Source organism: Nonomuraea sp. NPDC049725 (assembly GCF_040674795.1).
Taxonomy (GTDB): domain Bacteria; phylum Actinomycetota; class Actinomycetes; order Streptosporangiales; family Streptosporangiaceae; genus Nonomuraea; species Nonomuraea ceibae.
Window position 1 is genome coordinate 41,439 of record NZ_JBFANJ010000028.1, and the last position, 18,408, is coordinate 59,846.

The 18,408-nt window shown below is 74.7% G+C and carries 20 protein-coding genes; 5 read left to right on the plus strand and 15 right to left on the minus strand.

From position 1 onward, the window contains the following. The first annotated feature begins 19 nt into the window (after positions 1–19). Positions 20–553 (plus strand): helix-turn-helix domain-containing protein, encoded by a 534-nt coding sequence (locus AB0J53_RS42855; RefSeq protein ID WP_364183506.1) that lies wholly within the window; start codon positions 20–22, stop codon positions 551–553. 123 nt (positions 554–676) lie between these two features. Beyond that, complete coding sequence (locus AB0J53_RS42860; protein WP_364183508.1) at positions 677–1,813, plus strand: glutamate--cysteine ligase; 1,137 nt, start codon at positions 677–679, stop codon at positions 1,811–1,813. 10 nt (positions 1,814–1,823) lie between these two features. Here AB0J53_RS42860 and AB0J53_RS42865 read toward each other — a convergent pair whose 3' ends face one another. Beyond that, positions 1,824–3,353, minus strand: coding sequence for an NAD(P)-binding domain-containing protein (locus AB0J53_RS42865; protein ID WP_364183510.1), 1,530 nt, complete (start codon positions 3,351–3,353; stop codon positions 1,824–1,826). Beyond that, on the minus strand, positions 3,346–3,891 hold the full coding sequence (locus tag AB0J53_RS42870; RefSeq protein WP_364183513.1) for a peroxidase-related enzyme: 546 nt from the start codon (positions 3,889–3,891) through the stop codon (positions 3,346–3,348). Before AB0J53_RS42870 ends, AB0J53_RS42865 begins: the two co-directional genes overlap by 8 nt. A gap of 186 nt (positions 3,892–4,077) precedes the next feature. On the opposite strand from AB0J53_RS42870, the gene AB0J53_RS42875 reads away from it, so the two are divergent. Further along, positions 4,078–4,476, plus strand: coding sequence for a nuclear transport factor 2 family protein (locus AB0J53_RS42875; protein ID WP_364183516.1), 399 nt, complete (start codon positions 4,078–4,080; stop codon positions 4,474–4,476). Here AB0J53_RS42875 and AB0J53_RS42880 read toward each other — a convergent pair whose 3' ends face one another. The 3 genes from AB0J53_RS42880 to AB0J53_RS42890 form a co-directional block, all read right to left on the minus strand. Then, positions 4,477–5,085 carry a carboxymuconolactone decarboxylase family protein gene (locus tag AB0J53_RS42880; RefSeq protein ID WP_364183579.1) on the minus strand — a complete coding sequence of 203 codons (609 nt, stop codon included), beginning with the start codon at positions 5,083–5,085 and terminating at the stop codon, positions 4,477–4,479. Positions 5,086–5,235: 150 nt separating this feature from the next. Continuing rightward, positions 5,236–5,961 (minus strand): phytanoyl-CoA dioxygenase family protein, encoded by a 726-nt coding sequence (locus tag AB0J53_RS42885; protein ID WP_364183519.1) that lies wholly within the window; start codon positions 5,959–5,961, stop codon positions 5,236–5,238. A gap of 33 nt (positions 5,962–5,994) precedes the next feature. Continuing rightward, complete coding sequence (locus AB0J53_RS42890; RefSeq protein ID WP_219508653.1) at positions 5,995–6,321, minus strand: helix-turn-helix transcriptional regulator; 327 nt, start codon at positions 6,319–6,321, stop codon at positions 5,995–5,997. Positions 6,322–6,417: 96 nt separating this feature from the next. Here AB0J53_RS42890 and AB0J53_RS42895 point away from each other — a divergent pair, with 96 nt between their 5' ends. Next, a complete protein-coding gene (locus AB0J53_RS42895) occupies positions 6,418–7,416 on the plus strand; it encodes a zinc-dependent alcohol dehydrogenase family protein (RefSeq protein WP_364183522.1) in 999 nt (332 codons plus the stop codon). Here AB0J53_RS42895 and AB0J53_RS42900 read toward each other — a convergent pair. Genes AB0J53_RS42900 through AB0J53_RS42925 form a run of 6 tightly spaced genes read right to left on the minus strand, consistent with a single transcriptional unit; the run spans position 7,400 to position 14,953 of the window. Beyond that, positions 7,400–8,065 (minus strand): VC0807 family protein, encoded by a 666-nt coding sequence (locus AB0J53_RS42900; RefSeq protein WP_364183525.1) that lies wholly within the window; start codon positions 8,063–8,065, stop codon positions 7,400–7,402. The genes AB0J53_RS42895 and AB0J53_RS42900 overlap by 17 nt on opposite strands. Next, positions 8,062–8,667 carry a TetR/AcrR family transcriptional regulator gene (locus tag AB0J53_RS42905; protein ID WP_364183528.1) on the minus strand — a complete coding sequence of 202 codons (606 nt, stop codon included), beginning with the start codon at positions 8,665–8,667 and terminating at the stop codon, positions 8,062–8,064. The genes AB0J53_RS42900 and AB0J53_RS42905 overlap by 4 nt, the downstream gene beginning before the upstream one ends. 38 nt (positions 8,668–8,705) lie before the next feature. Next, positions 8,706–10,046, minus strand: a complete 1,341-nt coding sequence (locus AB0J53_RS42910) for an FAD-binding oxidoreductase (RefSeq protein ID WP_364183531.1) — start codon at positions 10,044–10,046, stop codon at positions 8,706–8,708. Beyond that, a complete protein-coding gene (locus AB0J53_RS42915) occupies positions 10,043–11,905 on the minus strand; it encodes an ATP-binding cassette domain-containing protein (RefSeq protein ID WP_364183582.1) in 1,863 nt (620 codons plus the stop codon). The genes AB0J53_RS42910 and AB0J53_RS42915 overlap by 4 nt, the downstream gene beginning before the upstream one ends. A gap of 5 nt (positions 11,906–11,910) precedes the next feature. Next, positions 11,911–14,748, minus strand: a complete 2,838-nt coding sequence (locus tag AB0J53_RS42920) for a type 2 lanthipeptide synthetase LanM family protein (protein WP_364183534.1) — start codon at positions 14,746–14,748, stop codon at positions 11,911–11,913. Between the two features lie 16 nt (positions 14,749–14,764). Beyond that, positions 14,765–14,953: a DUF6229 family protein gene (locus tag AB0J53_RS42925; RefSeq protein WP_219508646.1), complete on the minus strand. Its 189-nt coding sequence runs from the start codon at positions 14,951–14,953 to the stop codon at positions 14,765–14,767. A 126-nt stretch (positions 14,954–15,079) separates the two neighbouring features. Here AB0J53_RS42925 and AB0J53_RS42930 point away from each other — a divergent pair, with 126 nt between their 5' ends. Further along, positions 15,080–15,688 carry a hypothetical protein gene (locus AB0J53_RS42930; protein WP_364183537.1) on the plus strand — a complete coding sequence of 203 codons (609 nt, stop codon included), beginning with the start codon at positions 15,080–15,082 and terminating at the stop codon, positions 15,686–15,688. Here the strand turns inward: AB0J53_RS42930 and AB0J53_RS42935 are convergent. The 4 genes from AB0J53_RS42935 to AB0J53_RS42950 form a co-directional block, all read right to left on the minus strand. Next, complete coding sequence (locus AB0J53_RS42935; RefSeq protein ID WP_364183539.1) at positions 15,663–16,904, minus strand: ATP-binding protein; 1,242 nt, start codon at positions 16,902–16,904, stop codon at positions 15,663–15,665. The two genes, AB0J53_RS42930 and AB0J53_RS42935, sit on opposite strands and share 26 nt — an antisense overlap. 108 nt (positions 16,905–17,012) lie before the next feature. Beyond that, a complete protein-coding gene (locus tag AB0J53_RS42940; RefSeq protein ID WP_219508643.1) occupies positions 17,013–17,474 on the minus strand; it encodes a Clp protease N-terminal domain-containing protein in 462 nt (153 codons plus the stop codon). Beyond that, positions 17,471–17,686 carry a hypothetical protein gene (locus AB0J53_RS42945; protein WP_219508642.1) on the minus strand — a complete coding sequence of 72 codons (216 nt, stop codon included), beginning with the start codon at positions 17,684–17,686 and terminating at the stop codon, positions 17,471–17,473. Before AB0J53_RS42945 ends, AB0J53_RS42940 begins: the two co-directional genes overlap by 4 nt. A 17-nt stretch (positions 17,687–17,703) precedes the next feature. Next, entirely contained in the window at positions 17,704–18,342 is a 639-nt protein-coding gene (locus tag AB0J53_RS42950) for a TetR/AcrR family transcriptional regulator (RefSeq protein WP_364183542.1), read from the minus strand. Between the last annotated feature and the right edge of the window lie 66 nt (positions 18,343–18,408).

The following is an 18,408-nucleotide window of genomic DNA, read 5'->3' on the forward strand; positions in this document are numbered from 1 at the left end:
GACATGAGATCGTACGGGTGTGAACACGCTGGAGCTCCTGGGCCACCCCGTACGGCTGCGCGTCGTGCACGCCATGCGCGGCGGGCGGACGCTGACCACGACCGAGCTGTGCGGCCTGATCCCCGACGTCTCCAAGGCCACCGTGTACCGGCACGTCGACCTCCTGGCGGCCGGCGGGGTCCTGGAGGTGGCCGGCGAGCAGCGGGTGCGCGGCGCGGTCGAGCGCCGCTACCGGCTGCGGCAGGACCGGGCGGTGATCGACGCCGAGCTGATGCGGACGCTGACGCCCGACGACCACCGGCGCGGCTTCGCCACGGCGATGGCGATCCTGCTCGCCGAGTTCAACGCCTACCTCGACCGTGAGCACGCCGACCCGCTCGCGGACCTGGTCGGCTACCGGCAGCACGCCGTCTGGCTCAGCCCCGAGGAGCTCGACGAGCTGATCACCGGGCTGCGCGCGGCGATCGCGCCCAAGCTGGCCAACGAGCCGGGCCCCGGCCGGTCCCGCTACCTGCTCAGCCCGATCCTGTTCCCGAGCGAGGACGCCGGATAGCGACGCCGGCCTCCCTGGGCCGGGCCACGCACGCTACCCCTGAACCTGGCGAAGGTCCTCGCGGCCGGGTGACGGTTACGGCAGCATGATCGGGAGGAAGTCCGCCCGTGAGCCGGAGATGAGATGACCGCGACCGCAGAGACCACGCTCGACCTCCCCTTCGACGCCGTCACCCCGCTCATGGGGGTCGAGGAGGAGTATCTGCTCGTCGACCCGGCCACGCGGGCGGTCGCCCCGCGGGCGCGGGCCGTCGTCGAGCGGGCCGCCGCCGAGCTCGGCGACCGCGTCGGCGCGGAGATCACCCGCTTCCAGGTGGAGGCCAAGACGGCTCCGTGCGCGGGCGTGGCGGAGCTGGGCGGCCAGCTCGCGGGCATGCGCCGGGCGGTGGCCGCCGCGGCCCGCGCCGAAGGGCTGGCCGTGATCGCGTCGGGGACGCCCGTCCTGCCCGGCGCGGTGCCGCCGCCCATCACCGAGGGCGCCCGCTACGACCAGGGCATCGCCGCCTACCGGGCGCTGCACGACGAGCAGAGCATCTGCGCCGGGCACGTGCACGTGCACCTGCCCGACCGCGAGCTGGCCGTGCTCGTCTGCAACCACCTGCGGCCCTGGCTGCCCGCGCTGATCGCGCTGATGGCCAACTCGCCGTTCTGGGAGGGCCGCGACACCGGCTACGCCGCCTGGCGGGTGCTGGCCTGGGGCAAGTGGCCGGTGGCCGGGCCGCCGCCCTACTGCGCGAGCGCCGCCGAGCACGACCGGCTGGTGGCGGCGCTGACCGCGTCCGAGGCGGTGGTCGACCCCGGCACCCTGTTCTGGGACGCCCGCCCGTCGGCCCGCCTGCCGACCGTGGAGGTGCGCGTCGGCGACGTGCCCGCCTCGACGGCCGAGGCGACGCTGCTGGCGCTGCTCGTCCGGGCGCTGGTGACGGTGTGCGCGAAGCGGGCGCGCGACGGCGACCCCGGTCCCCGGCCGGCCGAGCCGCTGCTGCGCGTGGCCTACTGGCGCAGCGCCCGCGACGGGCTGGAGGGCCACTCGGTCGACCCGTTCACCGGCGTGCCGCGTCCCGCCACCGAGCTGGTGGCCGAACTGCTGGAGCTGGTCCGGCCCGCGCTGGCCGCCAGCGGCGACCTGGAGGCGGTCCAGGAGCTGTGGCGGCGGCTGCGCGCGTCGGGCAGCGGCGCGGCCCGCCAGCGCGCCGCCTTCGCACGGCGCGGCCTGCTGACGGACGTGGTGGACGACCTGGTCGCCCGCTTCACCCGCTGACCGGCCGGGCTCAGCCGGGCAGCCAGCGGGCCAGGAACGCGCGCAGCGGCTCGGCGTGCCGGACCGGGTCGTCCCAGCGGGCCTGCAGGTCCTCCAGCAGGTGCCGCTCGGCCAGCAGCTCGCCGCCGCGCCAGGCCCGGACGACCGGGTGCAGGAACGCGCACTCCTCGGCCCGCTCCGGCTCCGGGTGGCGGCGGATGGCGAACACGTCGGCGTAGTCGCGCCGGCCCCACCGCAGCGTGACCGTGAACGTCAGCCCGCCGCCGAACCGCTCGACCGCGTAGTCCTCCGGCAGGTCCCGGTAGTGCCGTACGCCGCCGTCGACGACGTAGGCGTCGCACAGGTACTCGAACTGCGTCCACAGCGCGGAGCTGTGGTTGACCCGCGCCAGCATCGACCGCGTCAGCGCCTCGGCCTCGGCGGGCACCGCGCCCTCGGGCAGGGGGACGCCGTCGTAGCGCTCGCCGAGCAGCGCGGCCAGCACGCGCAGGTTGTAGCGGAAGCCGTCGACGAACGCCGACGAGGCCCGCTTGAAGTCGCGCGCCTGCATCAGCGTGCCCGCGAAGTACAGGCCGTCGACGTTGGCCGAGCGGAAGTCGGGCCGGATGGCCGGCAGCCGCCCGCCGGGCGCCATCTCCGGCCGGCACTCCTCGGCGAACAGGCCGGTGTCCATGACGAAGCCGGTGCAGCGCAGCACCGCGTCGTAGTCGAGCTCGGCCCGCTCGCCGTCGGCCAGCGTGTAGGTGATGGAGGCGCGCACGCCCTCGCCGTGCCGTTCGAGCTTGTCGACGGTGCATTCCAGCACGGCGTGCAGCGTCTTGAACCAGTAGCTGTCCAGCAGCGCCCCGTACTGGCCGCGCACGTGGCCGGGGTGCTTGGTGGTCCAGGCGAGCCGGACCGGGCTGGGGCTGGCCAGGTGGATGACGGACGCGTGCGGCAGCAGCGCCATCGCGGTCTCGAACGCGGCGTTGCCCTTGCCGATGATCAGGACGCGGCGGCCGGTGAACTCCTCGCCCGCCGTCGGCACGTCCTCGTAGCCAGTCGCGAGCTCGATGCCCGGGATGTCGGGCACGTACGGGCCGCTCCAGCCGGAGGCGACGATCACGCACTCGGCGCGCACCACGCGGTCTCCGGCGTGCACCTCGAACAGCCCGTCGCGCTTGCCGACGCGGGTCACCGGCGTGTCGAAGCGGACGTTCAGCCCGTGGAGGGCGTGGAAGTCGCCGAGGTAGCGGACCAGGTCGTCGGCGTGCGGGAAGTATTCGCGCGAGTAGGCGTCGAAGCGCAGGTCGGGGCCGTCGTCGCAGAGCAGCGAGTTCCAGTCCCAGCGGAGCTGGATCTCGCGTTCCTTCTCGCCGGTGTTGACCTTGTTGAGCGAGATGAGCCGCCGGTGGCGGGGGTAGCGGCGGAAGAAGCCGCCGGGCGCGTGCTCGCGTTCGAGGGTGAGGTAGTCGGCGCCGGCGCGCTGGAGGAAGTAGCTGAGCTGGAGCCCGGCGGGACCGGCTCCGATGATCACGTAGCGGTGCCGTTCATCATCCATCGGCGACGCTCGTGTAGCCCCGCTCGACGATGCGCTCGGCGGAGGCGGCGTAGAAGGAGTCGTCGTCCGGCGTGTCGGTGGCCAGGCCGTCGACGTAGCGGTTGAACATGCAGAACGCGGCGGCGATCAGCACGGTGTCGTGGATCTCCACCTCGGTGGCGCCCTCGGCCTCGGCGGCGGCGACGAGCTCGCCGGTGACGTTCCTGCCGCCGCGCTGCACGGCGGCGGCGATGGCCAGCAGCGCGCGGAGCTTCGGCGTGACCGGCGCGCTCGCGGCGTCGGCGTGGACCGCGGCGACGAGGTCCGCGCCCTCGGGCAGTTGCGCGGCGGCGAACGCGGAGTGGGAGGCGGTGCAGTAGGAGCACGCGTTGAGCCCTGACACGTAGGCGGCGATCAGCTCGCGCTCGCCGCGGGTCAGCGTGCTCTCGCCGCGCAGCAGGACCTCCGCCAGCGCGTTCAGCGGCCGGGCCGTCTCGGGCCGGAACGCGAACAGGCCGCGGATGCCCGGCACGCCGGAATCGATGGTGACGTGGGGCAAGACACAACTCCTTCGGACGACCGGGCACCTGCATGATCGTTGTGTAATGCGCGCCTGTCAACGCCTCTTTTCCGGTCGCCGGCCCCATTTGTTTCCCGGCGGCGGGACAAGGGTTGTCGGGCGTTACCGCCCGGCGTAATGTCACGCACGCCACGTGAACCCCGTTTAACGACCGGAGAGTGCGTCATGGCCGATCACCCGAACATCACCGTCGCCGCTAACAGCTACGACGCGATGGCGAAGGGCAACTGGGATTACCTGCGCGACGAACTTCTCGCCGACGACGTGGTCTTCCACGTGCCCGGCCAGGGCTCGCTGGCCCGCGACTACCGGGGCAAGGACGAGGTGCTGGGCTATCTCAAGCGTCTCGCCCAGAGCACCGGCGACACGTTGCGGATGGAGCCGCGCACGTACCTGGTGGGCGACGACCACGTCGCGGCGATGCTGAGCGTCTACGCCGAGCGCGAGGGCCGGGTCCTGGAGGACACCGGCCTGCAGGTCTACCGCGTCACCGGCGGCAGGATCAGCGAGCGGTGGAGCTACCCGGACGACCCTGGCGCCGTGGACGCGTTCTTCGCCTCCTGATCACGCGCTCTCGGCCAGCTCCTTGCGCCAGACGGCCACGTAGCCGCTGGTCAGGCGGGCCCTGGCCGCGTAGTGCTCCGGATCGTCGCAGGCCAGCGTGGCCAGCCCGTCGACGTAGCGGTTGTACATGCAGAACGCCGCGGCGATCAGCACCGTGTCGTGGATCGCCAGGTCCGAGGCCCCCTCGGCCCTGGCGGCCTCGACCAGGTCGGCGCCGACCTGCTGCCCGCCGCGCTGCACCGCCGCCGCGATCGCGAGCAGCGCCCGCAGCCTGGCGGAGATCGGCGCCGTGTCCGGGTCGGCCCGCACCGCGTCGACCAGCTTCATGCCCTCGGGCAGCCGGACCGCGGCGAACGCCGCGTGGGTGTGGAAGCAGAACCGGCACCGGTTCAGTGACGACACGTACGCCGCGATCAGCTCACGTTCGGCGCGGTCCAGGGTGTCGTCGCCGGAGAGGAGCACCTCCGACAACTGCGTGAGCGGCGCCGCCGCCTCGGGCCGGTAGCGGAACAGCCCGCGAATTCCCGGCTCATCCGAAACCAGTGTAATGTGCGGGCGTTTTCCGCCCGCGTGGTTGACGAATTCCCGCCGTCGCGGGGGCCAATTCACCTGTGCCATTTGCCGTCCCTTCGTCCGCCGAATTCGCCTGCATACTGCAAGTGTGCGGTCCGGGCCGCCGCGTATCCGGAATTGTGCGGGCCAGCATGATGTCCGCCGTGACACGTTCCTGTCAGCCCGGACGCTGGACGGCGGCGGGACTCAGTCCCGCACGGCGCGCGCCAGGGCGTTGCCGTCGCCGGGGGCGACCGGTTCGGTGAGGAAGACCGGCCCCTGGGCCATGAACCTCGGCCGGGTGCCGCGGTGCTCGTCGGCGGCGTGCACGGTCAGCGGGTGCACGAGGTAGACGTCGCCGGGCAGGCCGGTCGCGCGGGCCACCGGGCGGTCGCGGGACGCCTCGTCCAGCAGCGGCCCGGCCTCGAACGGGTCGAGCACCCGCTCGCCCAGCACGCGGGCGGCGTCACGGTGGGAGCCCACCCGGATGCGGGTCGGCGCGTCGTCCTCGCCCACCTCCGACAGCAGCGTGAGCAGCAGCATCGTCTCGGGCCGCCCGGACACCGCCCAGGAGCCGTCGGGCCGGGCGACGGAGGCGTCGATGTGCCAGCCCCGGTCGTCGACCTCGGACTTGCCGGGGAAGCGGACCGGCATGTTGCCGATGGCTCCGCGCGGCTTCCAGCCGCCCGGCCCGGCCAGGGCGTCGAGCGCCTCGGCCAGGCGGGCGCTGCGGACGAACGCGCCGAACGGCCCCTGGCCGGTGACGTCGGCGGCCCACACCACGGGCTGCCGCCATCCGGCGGGGTCGTCGGGCGACAGGCCGATCTGGTGCCACACCGCCGCCCTGGCCGCGTCGCCGGCCTCACGGGGCACGGCGGCCTCCAGCTTGACGAATCCGTCGGCGACGAAACGCTCCACGTCCACAACAGTCATGGCAGCCACCGTAACGGGGCTGTCCACTGCTTTTCAGCGGCCGACCAGCGCCTGGAGCAGACCGGGGAAGGCCTCGTCGATCTCGTCGCGGCGCAGCGCGTTCATCCGGGAGGTGCCCACGTAGTGCTGGCGGATGAGGCCGGCCTCGCGCAGCACGTTGAAGTGGTGGGTGGCGGTGGACTTGCTGACGGGCAGCTCGATGGTGCCGCAGCTGACGTCCTCGCAGGCCCGGTAGAGCTCGCTGACGATGTGGCGGCGCACGGGGTCGACGAGGGCCTCCAGCACCTGCTGGAGGGTGATCGTCCGGATGTCCGGGTGTGGCGGGACGCGCTCCCGCCCGGTTCGCCGTGCCACCGTCATCACCCCACCCTAGCAAAGTACGGCGACCATCGAAGTTTGACAGCGATCGTACTTTCCGCTTGAGTGAACCCCTCACCACGGAAGGAACGATGCGCGATGACCAGGACGGTGCGCTTCCACGAGCTCGGCGGACCCGAGGTGCTGCGGCTGGAGGACGTGGAGCCCGGCGACCCCGGCCCCGGCGAGCTGCTGGTCCGGGTCGACGCGATCGGGCTCAACCGCGCCGAGACGCTGTTCCGCAGCGGCCACTACATCGAGCCGGTCAAGGAGTTCCCCGCCCGGCTCGGCGCCGAGGCCGCGGGCGTGGTCGAGGGCGTCGGCGCCGGCGTGACGGGGTTCGTCCCCGGCCAGGAGATCAGCGTGGTGCCCGCGTTCTCCATGAACGACTACGGCGTCTACGCCGAGCGCGCGGTGGTCCCGGCCGCGGCGGTGCTGTCCCGCCCCGCCGGGCTCGACGCGGTCGGCGGCGCGGCGGTGTGGATGCCGTACCTGACGGCGTACGGGGCGCTCGTGGAGGTCGGCGGGATGCGAGCGGGCGACACGGTCGTGCTGACGGCGGCCTCCAGCAGCGTCGGCCTGGCCGCGATCCAGGTCGCCGGCCGCGTCGGCGCGGTGCCCGTCGCGACCACCCGCACGCGGGCCAAGGCGGCGCGGCTGCGCGCGGCCGGGGCGGCCGAGGTGATCGTCACCGAGGAGGAGGACGTGGCCGCGCGGGTGCTCGCGCTGACCGGCGGGCGCGGCGCCGAGTTCGTCTTCGACGCCGTCGCCGGTCCCGGCGTGCTGGAGCTGGGCCGGACGGTCGCGCCGGGCGGCTCGCTGATCATGTACGGGGCGCTGAGCGGCGAGGTGACGCCCTATCCGGGGTTCGCGCTCGGCATGCCCGCCCTGAACATGCGCACCTACACCGTGCACGAGACGACCACCGATCCGGACCGGCTGCGCCGCGCCGAGGCGTTCGTCGCCTCCGGCCTGCGCGCCGGCGCGTTCGCGCCCGTCGTGGACCGCGTCTTCGACCTGGCCGACGTCGCCGAGGCGCACCGCTATCTGGAGTCGGGCGCCCAGGTCGGCAAGATCGTCGTCACGACGGGCCGGTGACGGGCAGGCTCCGCTCCCTGATGGGCGCGTAAAGGGCGCTCCAGCCGTTGAACAGCCCGGTCGCGAAGTAGTGGACGTTGGTGGCGAGCACGGCGAGCAGCGTCATGGCCACGTACAGCCCCAGCCCGGCCGCCCTGACGAGGTCGACGGGCAGCGTGTACGCGATCGCGACCCGGGCCGCGGCGTCGAGCAGCAGCGCGACGGACCAGATCACGGTGGACACCCGCCAGATCCGGCGGAAGGCGGGCAGCCGCTCCCAGTAGACGTCCCACGGCTCGCGCACCGGCCCGCGCGGGAGCCTGCGCTCCACCAGCGGCCGGGTGAACTCGTAGGCCATCGGCCTCCCCCACCACACCGAGGCCAGGAACCACAGCCCGGCGGCGGCGGTGACGAACCCCTCCTTGGCCAGCAGCAGCCGCTCGTCCCCGCCGGCCAGCGCGGCCAGCAGGGCGATGCCCATCATGCCCGCCATGAACAGGCCGAGCCCGTCCAGCCTGCGCCCCCGGGCGAACTGCCAGGCGGTGACCACGGCGGGGACCAGCGCGTCGACCAGCAGCGCGAGATAGACGCTGACCCCGAGCGCGCGCAGCCCGTAGTAGACCCCCAGCGGCACCACGACGTTCAGCGCGAACGACAGGGCCCGGCTCACCCGCCGCTCCGGGTGGCCAGGTCGAACAGCGTCACGAGCTCGCGCGCGTATACGTCGAGGTCGAGGTCGGGCTTGGTGCGCAGCAGGAACGGCAGCCCGTCGAGCGAGCGCTGGATGGTCGCCGCCATGACGAACGTGTCGAACTGCCGGAACTCCCCCCGGCTCTGCCCGTCACGCAGGATCGCCTCCAGGTGCCCGAGGACGCCGTTCTCCTCGTCGGGGCCGTAGGACCGGCTCTCGCCCTCGCCACCGCGCCAGTCGAGGAAGATCGTCATCAGCGCCTGCATCTCACCGGCGTGCGTCGCGTTGAACTCCACCAGCCCGGTGATGTACGCGCGCAGCCGGGCGGCGGCGCCGGGCAGCCCGGCCATCCGCTCCCCCAGGTGGCGGCCGAGCTTGCCGATGACGTGGCTGACGACCTCGGCCATCAGCTCGTCCTTGCCGGCGAAATGGTAGGAGATCAGCCGCGTGCTGCTGAGCCCGGCCCGCTTGGCGATCCGGGCGAACGACGTCTGGCCGTAGCCGGCCTCGCTCAGGGTCTCCACGGTCGCGGCGATGATCTGCGCGCGCCGGGCCTCCCCCGTGAACGTTCTTACTTGCATGGGTAAAACATACGCCATTCGAGTAACCGGCGCCAGGGTCAGCCCAGCGGCTGGGCCGAGCCGAACACGCCGTGCGGGTCGTGGACGGCCTTCAGCTCGCGCAGCCGGGGCAGGTTGGCCCCGTGGTAGGCGCGCGCCCAGTCGGCCAGGTCCGGGTCCGGGTAGTTGGGGTAGACGCCGGACGTCCACGGGGAGATGCGCTCCCAGGTGCGGCGCAGCCAGGCGTGCGCGTCCCGGCGGCGGCTGTCGCTCGCCCGGAAGCCGACCTGCACGGCCTGCTTGAGCAGGAATCGCGGCGTGCGGTGGGCGAAGGCCGTCGCGGCGGGGTCGACGCGGCCGATCGCGCCCGCCCACGGCACGAACTCCAGGTCTCGGATCTCGCCGTACACCCGGTCGGCGGCCAGCCGTTCCAGCAGGCCCTCGACGGCCTCCCGGGGCAGCACGCCGGGCAGGAAGCCCGACTTGCTCAGGCGCAGGCCGGGCCGCTCGCCGGGCGGCAGCTCCGTGGCGGCTCCGGCTCCGCCGTCGGCGTAGGAGTGGTGGCAGGCGGCCGCGGCGCCCTCCAGCCGGGTGAGCGTGAGCCGGTCCACCGGGGCCAAGGCGGCCACCAGCTCGGCGGCCTGCTCCTCCGGCCCGGCGACGACGCCGAACAGCACCGCGTACGGCTCCTCCTCGGGCTCGTCGCCGGCGATGACGGCGATCTCCAGGTTGACCTCGTCCGGCGCGCCGGGCGCCCAGTGCTGCCAGGCGTCCACGAGGGCGGCGGCGTCGCCGAAACCGCAGATCGCCTGGACGGCGGTGACAGGGACGATCGGGCGGGTGCGCAGCGTCAGCCGCGTGACGGCGCCGAACGTGCCGCCGCCCGCCCCGCGCAGCCCCCACAGCAGGTCGTCGCCCGCCTCGACGGCCCGCCCGTCCGCCAGGACGACGCGCGCGGCCAGCAGGTGGTCGGCGCCGAGCCCGTACAGGCGGGAGAAGACGCCGTAGCCGCCGCCGAGGACCGCGCCCGTCACGCCCACAGCCGGGCACCAGCCGCACGGCACCATGCGCCCGTGCTCGGCCAGCCGCCGGGCCAGCTCGCCGATCCGCACGCCGGGCCCGACCCGCACGGTGCCGTCGCCGACCTCGATCGTCCGCATCCCGCCGAGGTCGACCAGGAGGCCGGTCGTCGAGGAGTGCTCGGCGAAGCTGTGGCCGCCGCCGCGCAGCGCGAACGGCAGGCCGCGGGCACGCGCGAGCTCCAGCGCGCCGATCACGTCGGCCTCGGAGCCGCAGCAGGCCACGGCGGCGGGCAGCGCCTCGTCGAGCGTGCCCAGGAACGGCTTGCGGCGGGCCTGGTAACCGGGCTCGCCGGGGTGGATGAGCCGCGGCGCGGTCATCGGCGGGCCGGCTTGCCGGTCTGGAGCGCGTACAGCTCGGCGTAGCGGCCTCGCAGCGCCAGCAGCTCCTCGTGGGTGCCCTGCTCGGCGATGCGGCCCTGGTGCAGCAGGTAGACGCGGTCGGCGTGCCGCACGCTGGTCAGCCGGTGCGTGATCAGCACGACCGTGCGCTCGCCGGCGATCCGCCGGAGCGTCTCGTAGACGGCGTACTCCGCCTTGGCGTCCAGCGGCGCGGTCGGCTCGTCCCAGATCAGCAGCGGCCCGTCGCGGAACAGCCCCCGGGCGACGGCCAGGCGCTGCCACTGCCCGGCCGACAGCTCGTGACCGCCCCGGAACTGCTTGGACAGCAGCGTCCGCCAGCCCGAGGGCAGCCCGGCGATCACGTCGTCGGCGGCAGCGAGCGAGGCGGCCTCGCGCAGGGCGTGGTCGCCCGGGTCGGGGCGGTCGTGGCGGCCCATGCGGACGTTGGTCCTGGCGTCGTGCGGCCAGCGGACCGGGTGCTGCGGCACCAGCACGACCCGGTCGGCCAGCGAGCGCGGGTCCAGCCCGGCGCAGTCGAGCCCGTCCCAGCACATGGTCCCGGTGGTGGGCCGGTACAGCCCGGCCAGCAGCCTGGCCAGCGTGGTCTTGCCCGAGCCGTTCTCGCCGACGAGCGCGATCGTCCGGCCGGCGTGGACGGTCAGGTCGATGCCGCTCAGCGCGGGCCCGGCGCCGCCCGGGTAGGTGAAGCCGACGTCGCGCAGGGTGATGCGCGCGGGTGAGCGGGGCGCGGGCACACCGCCCTCGGGCCGCCTCCTGGCTTCGGCGTCGGCCAGGAAGTCGTGGTAGTCGGCCACGTACAGGGACTGCTCGAACAGCTGGTTGGCGGCCTGGGTGAGCTGGCGCAGCGCCCCGGCGGCCACCCTGACGGCGATCACGGCGGTGCCGGCGGCGGCGGTGGCGATCCAGCCGGCGTGCAGCATCAGCCCGAGCGCGGCCAGCACGCCGGCCAGGGCCAGCCCGGCGGCGGCGCGGCCGGCGGCGGTGGCCCGCGCCATGGCCAGCCCGACCCGCGTCTCCTCCGCCTTCAGCACGCCCGCCACCTGCCGGTACTCGGCGAGCACGGACGGCTCGGCCTGGCAGGCGCGCAGCTCGCCCGCCGGCTCGCGTTCGGTGGCCAGGGAGGTGAGCAGGTCCACGCGGCGGTTCAGCGTGACCATCGCGCGCATGCCCGCGTAGCCGCGCCTGGCGGCCCTGAGCACCGCCCACGCCTCCGGGATCACCCCGGCCACGAGCAGCGGCACCAGCAGCGGGTGCAGCACGGCGAGCCCGGCGGCGGCGGCCGTCACCCCGCAGGCGGCGCCGAGCAGGTCGACGAGGTTGCCCGCGGAGCGGTCGAGGTGGAACAGCCCGCGGTCGCGGGCCCGGTGCAGGCCGTCGAAGAAGTCCACGTCGTCGAGGTCGGCCAGTTGCACGCCGAGCGCCGCGGCGAACAGCCGCTCCTGCGCGGCCCGGCGCAGCGCCGGTTCGAGCCGCGCCCTGGCCAGCTCGACGCCCGCCACGGCGGCTCCGCGCAGCGCCACGATCACGGCGACGAGGACGAGGTCGGGCAGCGCGGCCAGGATGCGTTCCGGGGCCGCCCCTGCGGCCAGCAGCTCGTCCAGCACGGCGGTGGTCGCCAGCAGGCCGCCCGCCGTCGCCGCGCCGATCGCGAGCTGGAGGGCCAGGACGGCGAGCGCGGGACGGCGCCCGCACTCCCAGACGAGCCGCAGCACGGGCGCGACGAGCGCCGGCAGGCGGCGCAGGGTGTGCCGGGGCCCGTCCGGGCTGTCGAGGTGCCAGTAGGGGGTGACGAGCTCGTCCTGCGCGTCCGCCGTCATGCCGCTCACGCCGGGTCCGGCAGCAGGACGGACGGCAGCGCGCAGTCCGGGTGCATGCGCAGGAGCTGGTAGGCGACGCCGCCGAGTCCGGGCAGCAGGCCCGGCGCGAAGGCGTCCCTGGCCAGGCCGCTGACCGGGCCGTTGACCTCCAGGCTGCCCAGGATGTGGGCGTCCAGGACGGCCCGGTCCACCGGCGCGACCCCGGCGGCCCGCGCGTGTTCGATCACTTCCCAGGAGCCGAGGTCGCCGTGGCAGAGCGTGTGGTTCCAGCCGGTGCCGTCGGCCCAGCAGGAGGCGGCGGCGCGGGTCAGCCGGTCGCGCCAGCGGGCGCCGCCCTCGCGGGCGAGCCGGTCGGCGGCGACGATGCCGACGCCGCCCGCGCCGTGGCACCAGGCGGCGGCGGTGAACCCGTCGCCGCGCAGGTCCACCCAGCCGCGCTGGTCCGGGTCGTACAGGGTGTCCTCGTAGGCGAACGCGGCGTCGGCGAGCTCGCGCGTCCCGGCGGGGGCGGCGGGGGTGTCCGCCAGCCGGGACAGCGCCCAGCCGATGCCGGTGGCGCCGTGGGCCAGCCCGCCGAGGCCCTGCGGGAAGCGCGCACCCGGCCAGCACGCCCCGCCGGTCCGGTGCTCGGCCAGGGCGGCGAGGCGTTCGCCGATGGACGCGGCCAGCGCGGTCCAGCGCGGCTCCCCGGTCTGCTCGGCCAGCCGCAGCAGGGGGACGATCGCCCCGGACATGCCGGACAGCAGGTCGTAGCCGTCGTCGGCGTCGATCGCCTCCGGCAGCAGCTCGGCCAGCGCGCGGGCGCGGTCCGGCGCCTCCTCCCCGGCCGCGCCGAGCGCGCGCAGCAGCAGCCAGCCCCACACCTGCGAGGTGATGCCGAGGTACGCGCCGGGCGGTTCCGGCCGCAGCCGCATGTCCGCGCGCCGCTGGGCGGCGTCGCGGTCCTCGGTCAGGCGTACGGTGCGCAGGACAGCCGCCAGCAGGCCGGGCAGCTCGTCGACGGGCTCGGCCCGGCCGGCGGCGGCCTCGCCCACGTAGGCGGCCAGCAGGACGGCCACGCCGTGCGCGCCGCCGTACAGGTCGGCCGACAGCGGCTGCACCGCCCAGCCGGTGGGGTTGAGCACGGGCGTGATCCAGGTGACGGTGCCGTCGGGCCCGCGCACGGCGGCGTCCAGCACGCCCCGCATGATGCCGGCCGCCGCCGCGCGCCGCCTGGGCTCCAGCCGGTCGGTGAGGAGCAGGCCGGGCGACAGCCGCTTGTCCTCCGGCATCCAGCCCTCGTTCAGGTACGCGCTGACCAGGGCCGCCTGCGCCACCCGGCGGTCCAGCGCGTGGTCACGCGCCCGCCAGCGGGCCACGGCGTCGGCCACCAGGTCGAGCTCGGGCCCGCACCGGCTGCCTCCGGGGCCGCGCAGCACGCCCACCCGGGGCGTGGTGTCGAACAGCGGGATGTCGCCCTGGCACAGCTCGTCCACCTCGGCGGCGATGACGGCGGCGTCGCCGGGGGCGCCGGGCACGTTCTCGGACATCCTGGCCAGCAGCGCGGCGGCCCTGGCCCGGGCGGGCGCCTCGTCGTGCAGCGCGACGGGATGCCAGAGCATGCGGGCCAGCTCGGCGTAGGACTCGGTGGAGCGCAGCACGGCGCGGACCGGGCAGTCGGCGAAGCCCGCCAGCAGCGGCTCCAGCTTGGCCGACCGGTCCAGCTCGGCGAGGCGTTCGTCGAGCTCGTCGAACCCGGCGATGATGGCGTCCCAGTAGTGGCCGAGGACCGGCTCGGGGCTGGGGTGGTTGGCCGCCGGGGGCAGCTCCACCCGTTCGGTGCCCATTCTCGGGCTGTCGGTGCCGGCGTCGAGCACGACCGGCAGCTCGACCTCCGGCTGCTGGCCGGGCAGCGCCCCGGCCGCCGACATGTCGACGCCCCGCCAGCCCAGCGCGACGCCGCGCCCGGGGAGCAGCCCGGTGCGCATGACGGAGGCGTTGACCAGCTCGACGGCCAGGTCGACGGCCTGGCCGTAGCCGGAGGGGCGGGCCTTGGCGTGCGGGGTGAACAGGCTCTCGCAGTCGACGACCACGGGGTGCGGGCCCGCCGCGATGAGGTTCTCGGCGTGCAGGTCGCTGCCGCCGAGCAGGCGCATGAGGGCCAGCCAGTGGCCCATGCCCCGGTAGAAGGCGCGCAGCTCCGCGGCGTCGGCGCAGTGGCGGTGCCCGATGTGCTCGGCCCAGCCGTACCCGTCGCGGGTCACGACCTCGGGCACCCGCATGGTGGAGTCGCCGAGGTGGGTGAGCAGCCGGGCGAGCTCGGCGTCGACGGCCAGCGAGCGCGGCTTGTACAGCACCCGCCCGTCCTCGCCGTGCGCCAGCACGACCGTCTGCCCGCCGCGGTGGCTGTCTCCGGCGCCGAACTCGACGCGGGTGAGCTCGCCGGCCGGCGCGCCGGGCAGCGCGGCCAGCGCGGCGCGGTCGCGGGCGAAGCGGGCGGCGAAGCGGTGGGCCGCCTCGCAGCGGTTGCGGATCACGGTCGCCAGCCTGGCCTTCATGGCCGGGTACGGGCCGTCCAGGCCGCGCCAGAACGCCGGTTCCGCCACGGTCCGCTTCCACTGCTCCCAGCGGGCGGCGGGGTCGGGGGCGGTCAGGCGCCCGGAGAGCCGGGCGGCGTTCACCTCCAGGACCAGCACTCTGGTGATCTTGCGGCGGACGTCTTCGTCCAGGGACCGCGCCGAGCCCGCCAGGACGGCTGCGCGCTCGGCCCCGGCGAGGCCGGTGAGCCGTCCCAGCCGGGCCTCCAGGTCGGCCAGAGCCGGTCCGATCAGCGGGTCCAGCGGTGGGTCGAACTCACCGGCCATGTGCTCCCGTCCCCGCTCAGCAGCAGTAACGGGTGCGAGAAGCCGAGCAGGCGGTGCCGCACTTCCCGGACGCGCCCGGCCCGGTCATGGTGATCTCGGACTCGGCGTACGTGCCCTGCAGCAGCGGGCCCACCGGGCTGTCCGGCTCGTCGCCCGCCCTCCAGGCGGCGATGATCTCCTCGGCCCTTTCGAGGGTGACGGTCATCCTTGCTCCCTTCTCGGACTTGGCGTCATGATCTGGTGCCGGGTTCATGACGGCTAGACGTAAAAACTGCGCACTTGACACGACATTCCGGATATGAGAAAGACAGGCGTGATCACCGTTTCCGTCGTGGACGATGACCGGATGCTCATCGACGGGCTGGCCGCCTGGCTCGCCGCGGTGCCCGACGTCCGGCTGATCGGATCGGCCGCGACCGTCGCCGAGCTGCTCGCCGCCGAGCGCTCGCCGGCCGACGTGGTGCTGCTCGACCTGCTGCTCGCCGACCGCTCCGACCCCGCCGGCAACGTGCGCACGCTGGTACGGCTGCGCCGCCGGGTGCTCGTGGTCAGCGTCGTGACCTCGGGCGACATGGCCAGGCAGATGATCGCCGCGGGCGCGGGCGGCTACCTCACCAAGGATCACGACCTGGGGATGCTGGTCGCCAAGGTCAGGGAGGTGGCCGAGGACCGGGTGGCGATCTCGCCCGAGCTGGCGCTCGGCTGGCTGGCCGACCGCGACGGCGACCGGCCGGTCCTGTCGCCGCAGGAACGCGCGGTGCTGCTCGCCTACGCCTCCGGCATGACGCTCACCGCGGCGGCCCGCAGCGCCGGGGTGCAGCCGGGCACCGCCAGGAACTACCTCGAACGCGTCAAGGACAAGTACCGCAAGGCGGGCCGCCCCGCCTACACCAAGCTGGACCTGGCCGACCGCGTCAGGGAGGACGGTCTGGCCACCTGAGCTCCACGCACACCCCCTCGCCCGGCGCGGTGATCACCTCGGCGCGCCCGCCCACCTCGCGCATGCGCCCCATCACCGACGACCGCAGGCCGTAACCGGGCTCGACCAGGCCGGGATCGAAGCCCGTGCCCCGGTCGACGACGCGCACGGTGACCACGCCGTCCACCTCGACCGCGGTCAGCCACGCCTCGCGCTCCCCCGAGTGCCTGGCCACGTTGTTGAGCGCCTCCGCGCCGGCCTCCGCCATCGCCTCCCCCACCTCGTCGGGCACGCCGCCGGGCAGCGCCTCGGCGGCGTAGCGCACGCACAGCCCCAGCCCGGCCGCCCTGGCGACCGCGCGGGCCAGGCCGTTGCCCAGCCCGGTGGCGGGACCGATCGCGTCCTGCCTGATCAGCGTCCGCACGTAGGCGGCGTCGGCCGCGCACCGCCGCCGCACCTCCTCCGTACGGTGGTCCAGGCCGCCGCGGGCGATCGCGGTCAGCGTCGTCAGGACGGTGTCGTGCAGTTGCCGGTAGTGCGCCAGCCTGGCCCGCTCGGCTGCCCGCTCGGCCTCGGCCACCGAGCGCTGCTCGGCCAGGGCGTCCAGCCGCGTCGCCTGGGCGGCCAGGTAGCGGCGGATGAAGAAGACGATGACCGCGAACCACACGTAGCTGTTGACCCGCACGCCCAGCTCCACCACGGCCGGGAGGCGCTGGCCCAGGTCACCGGCGTGCGCGAGCGCGTAGACCGCGACCGGCGGCAGCAGCGCCGCGAACTGGACCGGCCGCTCGCACACCGCGCCGATCAGCGCGCCCGTCGCCAGCAGCGCGTGGGAGGACCAGTTGGACACGCACGTGCCGGACGAGGGCAGGCACGCCCCGGTCACCCCGATCATGAACACGCAGGTCGCGGCCACGTCGATCACCACCGCCCGGGGGTCGAACCAGCCGCGCCGCGCCACCCAGCGGAACAGCGCCGCGTTCCACGCCAGGGCCGCGGCCAGCAGCGCCACGTCGAGCCCCCGGCCGGTGGACAGGACGGGGACCGGGCCCCGCGCGGTGAACAGGCTCGAACAGGCGGGCAGCAGGTAGCTGAGCCGCTGGAGAAGCAGCAGCATCGCCACGAATCTGCGCACCCGCTCGGCGCTGGGCCTGGACGCCAGGAACAGCGGGTCCCGCCAGCCGAGTGAGCCCCGTCCGCCCGGGTCGCGCGGGTCGCTCGGGGGTGGAGGCTGCATGTGTAGCGACGCCCTTCAGACGAGCCGGACTCTAAGATCCATCGAGCCCGGCGCGATCTCAAGCGCGCGCCTGATACGGGTGTCCGAGTCGCCGTTTTCGGCGCGTGCTCACCGGCCGGCGAGCCCGTCCCGTACGCGGTCGATCAGGGCGGCCCGGTCGACGCCCGCCAGCGCGAGGGCGCGCGGGACCGTGCCCGCCTCGGCCTGGAGGACGGCGATCAGCAGGTGGCCCGGCCGCAGGTCCTTCTTGCGGTGGGCCCTGGCCATCCGGTCCAGGGCGAGCTTGACCGAGGCGCCCAGGCCGAGCCGGCGCTCCGGGTCGCGGGTGGCGGGCGGCAGGTCGAAGTCGCCGAGCGACACCCCGGCGACGCTCAGGCTGTGCTCGAACTCGCGGCGCAGCGCGGCCTTCAGCGCCGCGTGGTCCAGGCCCGCCGCGGTGAGCGCCGGATCGGGGCCGGCGGCGATGGCCAGCAGCAGGTGGTGCGCCTCGATGGTGGCCGAGCCGTCCTGCGCGGCCTCCTCCTCGGCGCGCCCCAGGACCTCCTGGAGGTGGAGGTCGATCTCGCTCATGCCCGCCTCCGCAGCGTCACCCCGGCGGCGATGAGCCGCTTGGCGTGCTTCTTGTGGACCGCCTGGCGCGTGACGGCGAGCGCCTCGGCGACCTGCGGCCAGCTCCAGCCGGCCCGCATCGCCTGCTCGACGGCGGCGTCCTCGAGCTGGTCGGCCAGCCGGCGCAGTGCGGCCACGGCGGCCAGCGCGTCGGCCGGATCTTCGCTTGCCATGCGGGCAAGCCTAGCAACTAGAGTTGCTTATGCACGCCGGCCCCGTACAGGGCGCTGAACAGCGGCCACGTCAGCGCGGCCATCTCGGCGGGCGAGCGCGGGCAGCCGCGCTGGAGCCAGTCGGCGGCCACCCCGATGATCGCCCCGCCGGTGAAGGCGGCGGGCACGTTGTGCGGGATGTCGAGCCGGCCGTCGAGCGGAGCCCCGGCGCGGGCGGGCAGGCCGGTGCCCTCGCGCAGGCGGTCATAGACGGCCGCGGTGATGCGGCGGCGGATGTGGTCGGCCACGCGCGCGCTGCCCTGCGGCCCCAGCAGGCCGCGGTAGAGCCCGGCGTGCCCGGCGAGACTGGCGAAGAACGCCTCCAGCGACAGGGCCGCCTCCCGCTCCAGGTCGGGCGAGCCCGGCGAAGGGGCGGGCAGGGAGGCGATCAGGTCGTCGATCATCGCCGTGCAGGCGGCCTCGGCCAGCTCGTGCACGTCGCGGTAGTGGTCGTAGAAGGTCGAGCGGCTCACCCCGGCGTGCTCGGCGACGTCGGCGACGCTGATGCGCGACAGGTCCTGCTCCTCGACGAGCCGGAGGAGCGCCCGCGCCAGGGCGGCGTGGGTCCGGCGCACCCGCCGGTCGGCCGCGGGGGTGCTGTTTCTGCTAGTGGACACGCATTTCACCCTACCTTCTGACTACATGTGTACGATTTCCTACATGTGTAGGGTAATGTGGCGTCC

Excerpts from the sequence above, each read along its gene's own strand:
- AB0J53_RS42940 (WP_219508643.1), bottom strand. The coding sequence starts at position 17,474 with ATGAGCGAGATCGACCTCCACCTCCAGGAGGTCCTGGGGCGCGCCGAG.
- AB0J53_RS42920 (WP_364183534.1), bottom strand. The coding sequence starts at position 14,748 with ATGGCCGGTGAGTTCGACCCACCGCTGGACCCGCTGATCGGACCGGCT.
- AB0J53_RS42915 (WP_364183582.1), bottom strand. The coding sequence starts at position 11,905 with ATGACGGCGGACGCGCAGGACGAGCTCGTCACCCCCTACTGGCACCTC.
- AB0J53_RS42890 (WP_219508653.1), bottom strand. The coding sequence starts at position 6,321 with ATGACGGTGGCACGGCGAACCGGGCGGGAGCGCGTCCCGCCACACCCG.
- AB0J53_RS42945 (WP_219508642.1), bottom strand. The coding sequence starts at position 17,686 with ATGGCAAGCGAAGATCCGGCCGACGCGCTGGCCGCCGTGGCCGCACTG.
- AB0J53_RS42935 (WP_364183539.1), bottom strand. The coding sequence starts at position 16,904 with ATGCAGCCTCCACCCCCGAGCGACCCGCGCGACCCGGGCGGACGGGGC.
- AB0J53_RS42860 (WP_364183508.1), top strand. The coding sequence starts at position 677 with ATGACCGCGACCGCAGAGACCACGCTCGACCTCCCCTTCGACGCCGTC.
- AB0J53_RS42885 (WP_364183519.1), bottom strand. The coding sequence starts at position 5,961 with ATGACTGTTGTGGACGTGGAGCGTTTCGTCGCCGACGGATTCGTCAAG.
- AB0J53_RS42910 (WP_364183531.1), bottom strand. The coding sequence starts at position 10,046 with ATGACCGCGCCGCGGCTCATCCACCCCGGCGAGCCCGGTTACCAGGCC.
- AB0J53_RS42865 (WP_364183510.1), bottom strand. The coding sequence starts at position 3,353 with ATGGATGATGAACGGCACCGCTACGTGATCATCGGAGCCGGTCCCGCC.
- AB0J53_RS42905 (WP_364183528.1), bottom strand. The coding sequence starts at position 8,667 with ATGCAAGTAAGAACGTTCACGGGGGAGGCCCGGCGCGCGCAGATCATC.
- AB0J53_RS42925 (WP_219508646.1), bottom strand. The coding sequence starts at position 14,953 with ATGACCGTCACCCTCGAAAGGGCCGAGGAGATCATCGCCGCCTGGAGG.
- AB0J53_RS42875 (WP_364183516.1), top strand. The coding sequence starts at position 4,078 with ATGGCCGATCACCCGAACATCACCGTCGCCGCTAACAGCTACGACGCG.
- AB0J53_RS42895 (WP_364183522.1), top strand. The coding sequence starts at position 6,418 with ATGACCAGGACGGTGCGCTTCCACGAGCTCGGCGGACCCGAGGTGCTG.